Origin of the sequence: Holdemania sp. 1001095H_141210_F2, assembly GCF_015558105.1 — a bacterium.
GTDB lineage: Bacteria > Bacillota_I > Bacilli_A > Erysipelotrichales > Erysipelotrichaceae > Holdemania.
Genome location: NZ_JADNPO010000048.1, coordinates 1 through 13,685 on the forward strand (window position 1 = coordinate 1; position 13,685 = coordinate 13,685).

Sequence of the window (13,685 nt, forward strand, 5' to 3'; positions counted from 1 at the left end):
TCTGCGTCTTTCTTGTTTCGGTTTTTCTCTCACCAACACTATTTTTGAAAGAGCCTTTTTAGTTTCAAAACCCTGTTTCATTCATTTCTAAATCCGCGGCATAAAGATCGTCAATCTCGCCTCGGACTGATGCGGGAACGCGGAATACAAGAACGATACCGCGCTAAGCGGTATCGTCATGAATTCTCTGGTTTATTTTAAATGCGACTGCATCCAGTCGGTGATCTCGTTCAATCTTCTCATCCGGTGTAGCGGTTTGCCGGACCGGCTCAGTTCATGATTTTCACCCTTGAAATACACGAGCTTGGACTCGACGCCCAGATCGACCAGAGCGGTATACATCTGCAAGCCTTCCGCCATCGGACAGCGGTAATCTTCATCAGAATGGATAAACAGCGTCGGCGTCGTGCAGGCACGCGCATACTTAACTGGGGAATGCCACCACAGCTTTTCCGTATCGTCGTAGATATTGCCGCCCTGCTGGTCTGGTCCGAAGGTCATGCCGATATCGGAAACGCCGTAGAACGAAATCCAGTTGGCGATGCTGCGCTGGGAGGCCGCGGCCGCAAAGCGCGAGGTATGGCCGATGATCCAGTTGGTCATGAATCCGCCGTAGCTGCCGCCGGTTACGCCGACACGCTGCGCGTCGATCGCCGGATACTGCTTGAGCACCGCATCCGTGAAATCCATGATGTTGTTGTAATCGCAGGTGCCGTATTTGCCGCGCAGATCCGCGAATTCATTATCGCGGCCGTCGGAGCCGATCGGGTTGCAGAAGAAGACAAAATAGCCTTCGTTCGCCCAGACCTGCATCTCATGATAGAAGACCTCGCCATACACTGTCTTCGGTCCGCCATGGATATCCAGGATTGCCGGATAGCGCTTCGTTTCATCATAATCCTTCGGCAGCAGCACCCAGCCGTTGATCGTCGTGCCTTCCGACTCGACGCTTAACCGCTGCGGAACCGCGACATATTTATTCGTTAACACCGCTTCGTTGAAATCGGAAATCTGGGTGGTCGTCTTAGTCTCCGGATCATACTCATAGATTTCCTGCAGCTTCTGCCCCAGCATGCCCGCAAACAGAATCTTACCGTCGGCCAGCGCGAAATGATCGACAGAGCCTGTCAGCTCGATCACCGGCTGAATGCAGCCGCAGGCGCCCATCTTATACAAATGCGAGCTGTCCTCGCGCGTCGTCAAGAAATACAGCGCTTTTTCATCCGCCGCAAAACCGCAGCCGCCGCCATAACGGCAGTCGGAGCCGACCGAGGAGCCCATACTGTACTCGTACGGCGCCCACAGCGTCACCTCATGGCTCACCGGATCAAGCTTATAAAGATACGGATTTTCGTTATTGCCATGGCGGGTTGTCGTCGCAGCCGCCAGCACGATGGCCTCACCGAAAAACGCGGCTTCGTGAATCGAATATTCTTTTTTATCATAAACACATTCCGTCGTCCTGGTTTTGACGTCATACAGATAGACGGAAGCCTTGCGCTGCGGACGGCTTGTGTATTCCTCGCCGGTATACAGCACCTTGCCCTCCTTCACGTCGACGTCGCCGGTCATAAACAGCGGCGCGGTGATCGGCGTGCAGGTCTTCGCCTTCGCATCGACGACATACAACGTATTCCGCAGCTTGTTCGTGAATCCGCCGCCGTTGGACCAGAACGGAATTTCATCGAAAACTTCATAATCAACGTTGTCTTTCTTCGCCTTCAAAACCTGTTCGCGCTGTTCTTCGCTCATCGCCGCAAAATCGCCGATTCCGGCATCCGTGCGGGCTTTGATCAGATACAGATCCACGTCCAGCTTCCAGATCCCGATCGCCTTTAACGGTACCGTAAAGGCCTTGACCGCTTCCCCACCCGTTAACGAAATCCGGTAATACGCGGTATACGGCTCGCCGGCTTCCGCCTTCTTCTTGTCCTGGCTGTCACGGCTGGCCGCAAACAGGATTGTCGTCTCATCATCAAAGATAAAGCTGCTTTCCTTATCCATCGCCGTCAGCTGCGCAAATCCCTGATCCTTGCGGACCCAGATGTTGCTTGTGTAGCCGTTGTTCTTCGGATCCGCCTGCCAGACCGTCACAGCCGCCGCCGTTTTTTCCGGCGATACAGTCAGATTGGATAAAAAGCGGTAGTTGTAAAATTCATCACGTTGAAGTTTGTCCATTGTTTATTCCCCCTTGTTCATGAACGTTTCTATTTCTTCCGTCGTATGCGGCAGCTTTTCGCTTAAGTTGACCGCCCCGGTTTCGCTGACGAGCACATCGTCCTCGATCCGAATGCCAATCCCCTCCGCTTCCAGGTACAGTCCCGGCTCCACGGTGATCACCATCCCCGCTGCCAGCGGCAGATTCGCGATGTTGACGTCGTGAGTATCCAGACCCAGATGGTGCGACACACTGTGGAAGTAGTAATCCCGCACGGTCATGCCGTGATCTAACAGACCGATCGCGGCGAGCTGTTCGCTGTAAAAATCAACCAGCACCTGGTTCAGCTGACGCAGCGTGCGTCCCGGCCGGATGGCGGCGATCACCCGCCGCTGACCTTCCAGCACGATATCATAAATCTGTTTCTGGCGCTCTGTGAAACGGCCGTTGGCCGGATAGGTGCGCGTGATATCGGCACAGTAATGACCAACCGCACCGCCCAGATCGCACAGCACCAGACTGCCGTCTTCGATCACTTCGTCATTGCGGCTGTAATGCAGCGTCGTCGCATTGGCGCCCGAAGCGCAGATCGTCGGGAACGCATGCTCGCGCACCCCCTGCTTCATCAAAGCGAAGTCGAAGACCCCTTCCAGCTCGGTTTCATTGATGCCCGGCGCGCAATGCCGCATCATCACCTTGACGGCGGTGATCGTCGCTTCCTGCGCCTGCCGCATCAGATTCAGTTCATCCTCGTCCTTGATCATCCGCAGCTGGGCCAGGGACGCGTGGACGTTGATCAGATCGACGCTGGGATAATGCTGCCGCACATGACTGGCAAACCGATAGGCCGGATCATCCGGCTCCTCCCAGCTCTCCTTCGCCAGATCCAGCCCGACGCTCATACGGCGGTTGCCGCGGTTCAGCTTCATCTGACGATGGATGAAATCAAGCATTTCCGCATTCGGATACACTGCGTCGACATCGGCCTGCTGCTGTGCTTCCTCCGGTTTCATCCGGCCGCCGACCCAGCGGGCCTGTTCCGGATCAAACGGCTCGATAAACAGCACTGACTGCACGGAATCACCGTTTTTAATCAGCGCCAGCGTCATCGACTCCCGATCTAAACCGGTCAGATAGTAAAAATTACGGTTGACCGAGAACGGATAGGCCTCGTCCAGCGAACGGACCGGCGCTTTGCCGGAGAAGAATAATGCCAGGGAACCCTGCGGCATTGCCTCCATGACGCGGGTTCGGCGTGTTTTATAGTCCATTACAGTTCCTTTCTGCAGCGGTCGATCGCTGCGGCAATCCGCGGCAGATCCGCGGTCTCAATTCCCCAGTGCGTGACCAGCCGGTAAACGCCGTGATCCGCACCGTTGATTAAAATCCCCTGTTCCTTTAATGCATCGACAAACCGCTCCGGCGCGGCCAGACCGTTCAGCGTCAGAAAGACCATATTGATATCCAGCTGATCCTTCGCCACCGCAACGCCGTCCAGCTCCGCCAGCATCGCCGCCAATGTTTTCGCATTGGCGTGATCCTCGCCCAGCCGCAGGCTCATCTGATTCATCGCGATCAATCCGGCCGCGGCCAGAAATCCTGCCTGACGCAAGCCGCCGCCGATCCGCTTGCGGTTGCGCCGCGCGCGGGCAATGAATTCCTTCGTTCCGCATAACATTGAACCGACCGGCGCGCATAGTCCTTTGGACAGGCAGAACGTCACGGAATCCGCACAGGCCGCCAGCTCTGCCGCATCAACGCCCAGCGCCGTCGCCGCGTTAAACAATCGTGCGCCGTCCAGATGGACGTTGAGTCCGGCTTCCTTCGCTGCGGCATAATCCTGCCGCATGAGTTCCAACGGCACCACTGTGCCGTTGGACAACGCGTTTTCCAGACAGAGCAGCGTTGTCGGCGGTTCGTGAATGTCATCCGGCCGGATCGCCTGACGGATATCGTCCGGATAAATCCGGTCGTCCGGGTTGTCGATCGTCCGCCCCATACATTGACAGATCTGAGCGAGATGGCCGACTTCATGGGTGATGATGTGGCTCCGCGCTCCGAGGATCACTTCATCCCCGCGCTGAGTCTGCGACTGAACGCCTAACAGATTCCCCATCGTTCCGCTGGAAACAAACAACGCCGCTTCCTTGCCTAAACGCTCGGCAGCCTGACGCTCCAGCTCGTTGACCGTCGGATCGTCGCCATACACATCGTCGCCGACAAGGGCGGAAGCGATTGCTTCCCGCATCTGAGGCGTCGGCTGCGTAACCGTGTCGCTGCGCAAATCGAGTATTTTCATGATTTCAACTCCAATTCTGATTTTCATTATAGAAAAAAACGCAGGTCTTTTAAAGTCTTTTCCCCGGATTCCTGAACTTCTTGATGATCTTTTTTCAATTTCTTCCTGAAACAATTTTCATTGAACTGATTCTTCCAGGTTAGTCCTGGTCTTCTTTGAAGCCGGTTTTCAAAATTCTTTATTTTTTCTGACGCTGATTTTTCGTTTTCTCTGGTATCCTAATGAATAGGAAGTGAGACTATGGTGCTTAAATTGATATTAATTCTGGTCTTGGCCGGAATTCTGGCGGGTCTGGCCGCCCAGCAGCGCCTGCTTGAGCGCAGTCATGTTTCGTTCAGCATTCGCAAAAAAATCCAGATTTTTGACGGAGTCGCGGTACTGATATTCATCGTCCGGTTCATGCCCTTACCGCTGGGCTCTACGCAATTCGTTCAGGCTCTGGCCTTGGGCGCGTTGGTTTTCCTGGCGATTTCCACACTGCTTCTGCTGCTTTTTCAGCTGCGGCACACCGGTACGCGGACCTGGCTGCTCAGCTGGCTGAGTCTCAGCGTCCTGCTGAGCGGCGGAATCAGCGTCACAGGATGGCGGCAGGCGCATACGCTTGCCGTTCACGATACCCAGCTCACGCTGAGCTCCCGGTTTCCACATGACGAACTGCAGTTCACCGTGATCTCGGATTTGCATTTGGGAACCTCCGTCAACACGAAGGAAATCAACGCCTTAATCCGCATCCTGGAACAAACGCCGGAGCAGCCGGTGATCATCGCCGGCGATCTGTTCGACGAATACACGACGCCGCAACAGCTGCAGCAATTCCTCGATGCCGTCAATCATTCCCAACTGGAAACGGTCTATCTGGCGGCGGGCAATCATGAATACCACCAACGCCGCTATGAAGCGTATTCCCAACAAATCCAGGCCAGCCGGATCGTCCTGCTTCGCGATCAAACCATCGCGATTGACGAGCATCTTCAGCTGTTGTTCCGTCAGGACCGCTCGCAGCCGCGTCTGGCGTTAAACGATTTGATCGGCAATCTGAACGCCGACTGGATCGTCGTCGATCATCAGCCTAAACTGAAAGAGAAAAACCCGGCGGTGCTTTTACAGGTGTCCGGCCATACCCACGCGGGACAGGTTGCGCCGTTCTCCCTGATTGTTGGACTGGCTTATCCGTGCGTCGCCGGCCACTGCGATACCCAGCCGCAAGCGCTGGTCACCAGTGGAATGGGCGTCTGGGGATTACCGTTTCGTTTCGGCACTGTGAGTGAAATTCTGCGGGTCACGCTGCATTTTCAGGCACAGTCAGGAATTCCTGCCGATAATGCCTGAAGACCTGCATCCTATTTCTTAGTCAGATGTCCTTTTTCTTAGTCTAGATGTCCTTGAATTTAATCATTCCTGCTCAGATTCCTCGGGGCAGTTTTTTTATGTTTCGCAAGGTTACTTTCCCCTCATTCGCAGAAATCATCGTTAAAGCTATACTCAAAATCAAAAAGTACGTTCGACAGGAAAGCCTTGCATTTCCGCCTTGCTTGTTTTAAAAAATGAGAAAAGCTGCGCTTCTCTCAACCTGCGCAGCTCTTCAAGATTTTACAATTATGCTTTGTTCGGCGTCAACGCCTTGATAATCGAGGCGGCCGCTTTCTTCCCCGCGCCTAACGCCAGGATGACCGTCGCCGCGCCGCTGACTGCGTCGCCGCCGGCGTAGACGTTCTTCATCGTCGTTTCCTGTTCTTCGTTGACGACCAGACACCCGCGGGCATTGGTCTGTAAGCGAGGTTCACTGCGGACAAGCAGCGGATTGCTGGAAGTGCCTAAAGCCATGATCACGCAGTCGCAGACCAAATCGATCATTTCTCCAGTCGGCACCGGCGAACGCCGGCCGCGCTCATCCGGCTCGCCCAGCTCCATCTTCTCCAGCTTCACGCCTTTGACGAAGCCTTTCTCATCCTTGTAGATTTCAACCGGATTGTGCAGCGTCATAAACGTGATGTCCTCGTCCATCGCATGTTCGACTTCTTCCTTGCGCGCCGGCATTTCCGCCAGCGACCGGCGGTAGACGATTGTAACTTTCTTCCCCAGCCGGCGGGCGCAGCGTGCGGCATCCATCGCGACGTTGCCGCCGCCCACGACGATCGTGTGATTGCTTTGATAATACGGCGTCAGATGATCCTCGCGATAGGCCTTCATCAGATTGACGCGGGTCAGCACTTCGTTAGCGCTGAAGACCCCGGCCGCAGTTTCTCCCGGAATGCCCATGAACTTCGGTAAACCGGCGCCGCTGCCGATAAAGACCGCCTGGAAGCCTTCGTCTTCCAACTCCTGCATCGTCAAGGTCTTGCCGATAATGACGTTGGTTTCAATCGCAACGCCCAGGTGTTTCAGTTGATCGAGCTGTTCGTCGACGATTCGCTTCGGCAGACGAAATTCCGGAATACCGTAGCGCAAGACGCCGCCCGCCTCATGCAAAGCTTCATAGATCGTCACCGCAAACCCTTCCTTCGCCAAATCCGCCGCACAGGCCAGCCCGGCCGGACCGGAGCCGACAATCGCAACCTTCATTCCGTTGGGCTGCGGCTTTTCCGGGTAAACTGGCGTGTGATGGTCGGCGACATAGCGTTCCAGCCGGCCGATCGCCACGGCTTCCCCGCGGATTCCGCGGACACAGTTCTTTTCACACTGGTTTTCCTGCGGACAGACGCGCCCGCAGATTGTCGGGAAACTGTTGGTCCTGGTAATGATGCCGTAAGCCTCGTCGATCTTGCCCTGCTTCAGCGCCTGGATAAAATCCGGAATCATGACGGAAACCGGGCAGCCCGCTGTGCATGGATGATTGACGCAGTGCAGACAACGATCTGCCTCGTTGATCATCTGTTCCTCAGTATAACCTAACGCAACTTCCTCAAAGTTTGTAATCCGCACCAGGCCCTCCTGCAAAGGCATCGGCGTTTTTTCATTCTGCATATTCGGCATGTTATTTCGCCTCCTCAAGATGACAGCGATGATCTTCCATATACGTGCGGTTACGCTGCATTAGCTCGTCGAAATCAACCTGATGGCCGTCGAAATCCGGGCCGTCGACACAGGCGAACTTCACCTTGCCGCCAACGGTGACGCGGCATCCGCCGCACATGCCGGTGCCGTCGATCATGATCGGATTCAGGCTGACCAGCGTCTTGATGCCGGCCGCTTCCGTCACCTTGCAAACCATCTTCATCATGATGATCGGTCCGATGGCGATGACTAAATCATATTTCTTTCCCTGTTCCAGCTTTTCTTTCAGCGCATCGGTGACAAAGCCCTGCTTGCCGGTGCTGCCATCGTCGCTGATCAGCGTAAACTCGTCCGCGATCGCCGTCATTTCCTCTTTCAAAATAACCAGCGATTCATTTTTAAAGCCGGCGATCAAATCGACATGCGCGCCCCGCTGGTGGCAGGCCTTCGCACTTGGATACGCGATCGCGCAGCCGACGCCGCCGCCGATCACGCAGATATTCTGTGCTTCGCCAAAATCAGTAGCCTGACCTAATGGCCCGACGACATCGCGAATCGAATCACCGGTCTTTAAGGCGCAAAGCCGCTTCGTCGATTCGCCCGCGGCTTGTACGATCACGGTGATCGTGCCCTCCTGCGGATCGGAATCCGCAATCGTTAACGGGATCCTTTCTGCTTTTTCATCTTGATGAAGAATCACAAACTGTCCTGGCTGAACCTTCTTCGCGATCCGCTCTGCTTTTAACTTCAGCAACGTGATCTGCGGGTTCAGGACACGAGCTTCTAAAATTTCAACCATGTTCTCTCATCCTTTCTGCAATCCCTTTCATAAATTAAGTATATAGCGAACACCTTGTGAATTCAACAAGTTAAATTAATTTCATTATTCACAATCTCCATTAACAGGAAAGTGTCTGAATTCTGATGCTTTCTGCTTGACAAAACAAAAAAAAGAACCTTTACGGTTCTTTTAAATCAGCCGGACTCCGCCTTCCGGACGTATGGATAAAACATGACAGCTGCCTGAGCCGAAGCAGTCGTCCATGACCTTCTGATACGAGTCAAGCAACGCCAGCGGCACAAACGCCTGAATCGTTCCTGCCAGACCGCCGCCGTGGACGCGCCATGCGCCATGGCCCTTCAGCACGTTTTCCGACAAGGCCAGCGCCAGCGCCAGCGACTGATGCCGGATATCGCTCGGACTGGTTACGTTCTGTAAATACATGAAGCTGGAATGCCCCGATTCGATCACCAGTTCAAAGAAACGCTTCAGATCGTGATCCTTCAGCGCCTGCACCTGCAGCGGCACCCGCGCGTCTTCCTCAAAGAAATGAATCGCCCGCAGAATTGCACGATCGTTCTGAACCTTCTCCCGCACCTCGCGCAGCCGGCGGTAGAACTCAGCCGGCTCCACCTGACGCAGCACCTCGGCGCCGAAATACGCGGCAACCTGACGCATTTCTGAAGGCATCAGACCGTATTCATCCGACAGATCGGCGTGATCCTGGCGCGTATCGACCAGACACAACGCGATCTGACTGTGATTGAAATCAAAATCAACCTGTTCCACAAGCACATTCTGCGGATCCTTGAAATCAATCGTCACAAAATTGCCGACGGAACAAGCCATCTGGTCGAGCAGCCCGCTCGGCTTGCCAAAATACACGTTTTCTGCATACTGACCGATCTTGGCGATTTCCTGCGCGGAAACCTGTCCGTCATTATACAAATGCGATAAAATCGTGCCGACCAGCACTTCAAAAGCAGCGGAGGAAGAAATTCCCGAGCCTTTCAGCACCGTGCTGTTGGAAACGGCCTGAAATCCGCCGATCTTGTAGCCGCGCTGGACAAATCCGGCCAGCACGCCGCGGATCAGTGCTTCCGAGGTGTTTTTTTCTTCCGGATGGACAAACAGATCCGCTAACGACACTGGTTTGATCTCAAAGCCTTCCGAGTAAAAGACGACCTCGCCTTCCCGCCTGCCGGCCGCCGCTGCCGCATCCATATTGACGCTGGCTGCCAAAACGCGGCCATGTTGGTGGTCGGTATGGTTGCCGCCGACCTCGGTTCGTCCCGGAGCCGAAAACAAAGCGCAGTCCGTATTTCCAAACGCTCTTTCGTAATCGTCGATCAACTGGCCGTAGCGTGCGATCTGACGCTCAGCCTGTCCCTCTCCATACAGACTGGTGAACCGCGGCCGCTGTTCATTTAACGCCGCTTTAAGCTCTGTCTTGTTCATGCCTGATCCTCCTGATCAAATTCAAATGCCGTGCAATGCTCCATCGTTTCACCCGGGTTCAGAATGCAGGAAATCTTCGATGGATCATTGACGCTGTTGGGATAATACTGCGTTTCAAAACAAACTGCGCAATGCGGCGTATACCGCACCCCGCCGCGGCCAACCTCGCTGTTTAAGAAGTTGGCGGTGTAGACATGCATGTCCGGCATATCGCTCAGCACCCGCATCGTCAGTCCGCCTTTGATCAGGCTGGCGACCGGTCGGAAGCCAACGCCGTTGAGCACATAATTATGATCCAGGCCGCCGGCGATTTCCAGCTGGCTGTGATGTTGGTTTAAGACCTCGGTCAGTTTTTTCGGCTGGCGCAGATCGAAGGCCGTGCCTTCGACCTCCAGCGTTTCCGGACGCGTGCAGCCATTGGGATCAAGCAAACCGATTTCATCGGCGTCCACCTGAATCCAATGTTCGTCTAACGACGGAATCTGTCCGTTCAGCGAGAAATAGGCGTGATTGGTCAGCGATACCGGCGTCGCGGCGGTCGTGCGGGTGCGGGTCGTAATCGACAGCCGGTTGCCTGCCAGAGCATAGGTCACCGTGACCGTCAGCTCACCGGGAAAGCCTTCGTCGCCCGCCGGCGATACCAGCTCCAGCGTGACCGTCTGGGAAGTATGTTCCCGCACCGTCCACAGCTTCGCGTCAAACCCTTCCTGACCACCGTGCAGCGTATTGCCTTTATCGTTGCGGTAAAGCGTGTAAGCCTGTCCATCGAGCGTGAACTGCCCGTCCTTAATGCGGTTAGCGACGCGCCCGATCATCGCGCCCATGTATTTGACGGATTGCTGATAGCCGCCGACCTGATCGAAGCCCAGCACTGCGTCCAACTGTGCGTCCTTGACCCACAGTGAAACCAGCGTGGCGCCGTAATCGCTGACGCGCACCCGCAGCTTATCGTTTTCAATTTCTAACCACTGCGCAGACCGGCCGTCCTGCAGCGTTCCGAAGTTTCCTTTGTTCATCTTCACAGCACCATCTTTTCAAACGCGTTCTGAGCGGCTTTTTGTTCCGCCTTTTTCTTGGAGTTGCCCTTGCCTGTGCCCAGAATAATCCCGTCCAGTTTAACCTGCACTTCAAACTCCGGTTTATTGGAAGGCCCCGTCGTATTGATGACTTCATAGGTCACGGTTTTGCGGGAATCCGATTGGACATATTCCTGCAGCTTCGTCTTATAATCGACGATGATCGGTTCCTCCGGATGGCTTAAATGCGGCACGATTACCTCGGTCAGGATATTGTCGATCGGTCCCATACCGCCATCCTCATACAGTGCGCCCAGCATCGCTTCAAACATATCGGCGATGATCGAATCGCGCTCGCGGCCGCCGGTTTTTTCCTCGCCCACGCCCAGCTTCAAGAAGGAATTCAGCTGCAGCTGCCGGGCATAGATCGCCAACGCCTCCTCGCACACCAGCTGCGCGCGGAAGGTCGTCATATGCCCTTCGTCCAGCGGCGGATCCAGGCGGAACAATTTATCCGAAACCCACAGCTGCAGCACCGCGTCGCCCATGAATTCCAGGCGCTCGTTATCATGTTTCAGCTGCTTATGTTCATTGACATACGAGGAATGCACAAAAGCCTGCTCGATCAACCGGCTGTCTTTGCAATGAATTCCTCGTGCTTCAAGCCATTCGCATATTTTCATTTTTTTCTTCCTTTCTGATTCTCTTATTTTATTATATCGTGATTAATCCATATAAGAAATAGCGGATTCATTTTCTTTCCGGATTTTAGTTAACAACGGCTGAAACTCCGTGTTGTCCGGATCGTTCAGGATCCGCGCCGCGTCCTGACGGGCAGTCTGGATGATTCTGGTATCGGCGATAAGATCGCCTAAAATCAATCCCGGCACCCCGCTTTGACGGGTACCCAGCAGCTCGCCTGGTCCGCGTTGTTCCAGATCCTTCATCGCGATCTCGAAACCATCTGTCGTCTGTTCCATGATTTTCAAACGGGCCAGACTTTCCGGATCCTTGCTTGCGGTCAGTAAAAAACAATAGCCCTGCCGGCGTCCGCGGCCAACCCGGCCGCGCAGCTGATGGAGCTGCGACAGACCGAAGCGGTGCGCGTCGTAAATCACCATGCAGCAGGCGTTAACGACGTTGACGCCGACCTCGATGACCGTCGTCGACACTAAGATCTGCGTCTTATTGGCCTCAAAATCATGCATCGCCTGTTCCTTTTCCTCGCTGCTCATGCGCCCATGCATCAGGCCCAGCTTGGCCTTGCCTGAAAAGGCTTCGCTTAAGCTTTCAAAAATATCAAGCACGTTGCGGCCGTCGAAGTTTTCATTTTCCTCGATCGCGCTGCAGACGATGTAAATCTGACCGCCCTGCTCCAGCTGGTCCAACAGCTGCGGCATGATCGTGCGCAGGCTGTTTTCCTCCACTAACCGAGTCTGAATCGGTTTGCGGCCCGGCGGCATCGTCATGATCGTCGAGATATCCATGTCGCCGTAGAGCGTCGCGGCCAGCGTCCGCGGGATCGGCGTCGCGCTCATCAACAGAAAGTCGACCTTCTCGCCCTTTTCCTTTAACGCGCGGCGTTGTTCCACACCGAAGCGATGCTGCTCGTCAGCGACGACCAGCCCCAATTTGGCAAACTCCACTTCCTTTTGAAAGAGCGCGTGCGTGCCGGCGACCAGATTCAGCGTTCCGTCCTTCATCGCCTGCAGCACTTCTTTTTTCTTTGCCGAAGGCAGCGACGAACAAAGCACGTCGATCTTGATCGGCAGACCGGCGAAAAGCTTCTTTAAGGAAACGGCATGCTGACGGGCAAGGATTTCCGTTGGGGCCATGATCGCGCCCTGATGGCCGCTGAGCACGCAGGCATACAAAGCCAGCGAAGCGACCAGAGTTTTGCCGCAGCCGACGTCGCCCTGGATTAACCGATACATGATTTTATCGCTGCCCATGTCGGCCAGAATATCCCGCACCGCTTTGAACTGATCCGGGGTCATCGCGAAGGAGAGGTGATTCGCCAGCGCGTACACCTGTTCAGCATCGAATTGCTTGGCTTTCTTCGTCACGGTTTCGGTCTGTTGCCGGTGGATCATCTCCAGTACAAGATGAAATTTCAGAAACTCCTCGTATTTCAGCGTCCGCGTGGCCTGGTAGACCTCGTCCATGGAGCGTGGGAAATGCAGGCAGCGCAGCGCCGTCTTTTTCGGCAGCAGGCGGTATTGTGCCTGAAGCGAAGGCGGTACGAGCTCTTCAATATGCGATTGAGCGGTGATGAAGGTTTTTTTGATAATTTCCTGCATCATCTTCTGCGTCATGCCTTCCTTTAAAGGATAGACCGGCGTGACGCCCAGCTGTTCCTGCAGCGGCTGCGAGTTATACGTCGAAGCTGTGATCTTGTTTCCGCCCTGGTAATAGCCGATCACCGTCACGCGCTGGCCCACCGTCAGATTACTGGCCCAGGGGCGGTTGAATATCGTGATCTCAAAGCAATCGTCGTCATTTTCCAGCTGGAACTTCGTCATCGTCTTGCCGCCGCGAATCCGCATCGTCCGCGCCGGCCGCACAATCTGCCCTTCCAGAATAACCTCGCTTTTCACCTGCCATTGATCATAAGGAATCACCTCACGGCTTTGATAGCGCAGCGGCACGCACATCAGAATCGCGTCGCTGTCGGTCAGTCCCATTTTTTCCAACAGCTCGGTCCGCTTCGGGGTCATTTTCAACTGTTTTAACGTCAGCGCCATCGGTTCTTCCTCCTTTCAAACAAGAATAGCTTTATTATACCTTATTTTTCAAGTCAGCGCCAAGCGAACTTGAAAATCTCCGGCAGAGATCTCTGCTTTTGCGTTTGATTTATGCCCATGGCAGAATCCGGATCTTCATTCGCAGACAAAACAAAAACGGAATGCAGAGATTTTCGGTTCTATAAATTTTGGTGTTGGTGGAAACCAACGCCTTTTTTTCTTGAGCATAAAAAAA

Annotated in this window: 10 protein-coding genes; 1 reads left to right on the forward strand and 9 read right to left on the reverse strand. The window is 54.6% G+C overall.

What is annotated here, in order from left to right; genetic code table 11:
• Positions 1–192 precede the first annotated feature (192 nt).
• The 3 genes from I2G61_RS15935 to ltaE are packed head-to-tail and all read right to left on the reverse strand — an operon-like array spanning position 193 to position 4,457.
• Complete coding sequence (locus tag I2G61_RS15935; RefSeq protein ID WP_072683298.1) at positions 193–2,178, reverse strand: S9 family peptidase; 1,986 nt, start codon at positions 2,176–2,178, stop codon at positions 193–195.
• Positions 2,179–2,181: 3 nt separating this feature from the next.
• Complete coding sequence (locus I2G61_RS15940; RefSeq protein ID WP_072683299.1) at positions 2,182–3,429, reverse strand: Xaa-Pro peptidase family protein; 1,248 nt, start codon at positions 3,427–3,429, stop codon at positions 2,182–2,184.
• Complete coding sequence (ltaE, locus tag I2G61_RS15945) at positions 3,429–4,457, reverse strand: low-specificity L-threonine aldolase (RefSeq protein ID WP_072683300.1); 1,029 nt, start codon at positions 4,455–4,457, stop codon at positions 3,429–3,431. The genes I2G61_RS15940 and ltaE overlap by 1 nt, the downstream gene beginning before the upstream one ends.
• Positions 4,458–4,697: 240 nt before the next feature.
• Here ltaE and I2G61_RS15950 point away from each other — a divergent pair, with 240 nt between their 5' ends.
• A complete protein-coding gene (locus I2G61_RS15950; protein WP_072683301.1) occupies positions 4,698–5,786 on the forward strand; it encodes a metallophosphoesterase in 1,089 nt (362 codons plus the stop codon).
• A 267-nt stretch (positions 5,787–6,053) separates the two neighbouring features.
• Here the strand turns inward: I2G61_RS15950 and gltA are convergent, their stop codons facing one another.
• The 6 genes from gltA to recG all read right to left on the reverse strand — a co-directional run bounded on the left by gltA (position 6,054) and on the right by recG (position 13,450).
• Positions 6,054–7,430, reverse strand: a complete 1,377-nt coding sequence (gene gltA, locus I2G61_RS15955) for an NADPH-dependent glutamate synthase (RefSeq protein ID WP_072683302.1) — start codon at positions 7,428–7,430, stop codon at positions 6,054–6,056.
• A 1-nt stretch (position 7,431) separates the two neighbouring features.
• On the reverse strand, positions 7,432–8,250 hold the full coding sequence (locus I2G61_RS15960; RefSeq protein ID WP_072683303.1) for a sulfide/dihydroorotate dehydrogenase-like FAD/NAD-binding protein: 819 nt from the start codon (positions 8,248–8,250) through the stop codon (positions 7,432–7,434).
• Positions 8,251–8,421: 171 nt separating this feature from the next.
• Positions 8,422–9,690 (reverse strand): galactokinase family protein, encoded by a 1,269-nt coding sequence (locus I2G61_RS15965; RefSeq protein WP_072683304.1) that lies wholly within the window; start codon positions 9,688–9,690, stop codon positions 8,422–8,424.
• Positions 9,687–10,706: an aldose epimerase family protein gene (locus tag I2G61_RS15970; protein ID WP_072683305.1), complete on the reverse strand. Its 1,020-nt coding sequence runs from the start codon at positions 10,704–10,706 to the stop codon at positions 9,687–9,689. Before I2G61_RS15970 ends, I2G61_RS15965 begins: the two co-directional genes overlap by 4 nt.
• Positions 10,707–10,708: 2 nt before the next feature.
• Positions 10,709–11,389 carry a ribonuclease III gene (rnc, locus tag I2G61_RS15975; protein WP_072683306.1) on the reverse strand — a complete coding sequence of 227 codons (681 nt, stop codon included), beginning with the start codon at positions 11,387–11,389 and terminating at the stop codon, positions 10,709–10,711.
• A gap of 42 nt (positions 11,390–11,431) precedes the next feature.
• The gene (gene recG, locus I2G61_RS15980) at positions 11,432–13,450 is read right to left on the reverse strand and encodes an ATP-dependent DNA helicase RecG (protein ID WP_072683307.1); all 2,019 of its coding nucleotides are present in this window, start codon (positions 13,448–13,450) and stop codon (positions 11,432–11,434) included.
• Positions 13,451–13,685 lie beyond the last annotated feature (235 nt).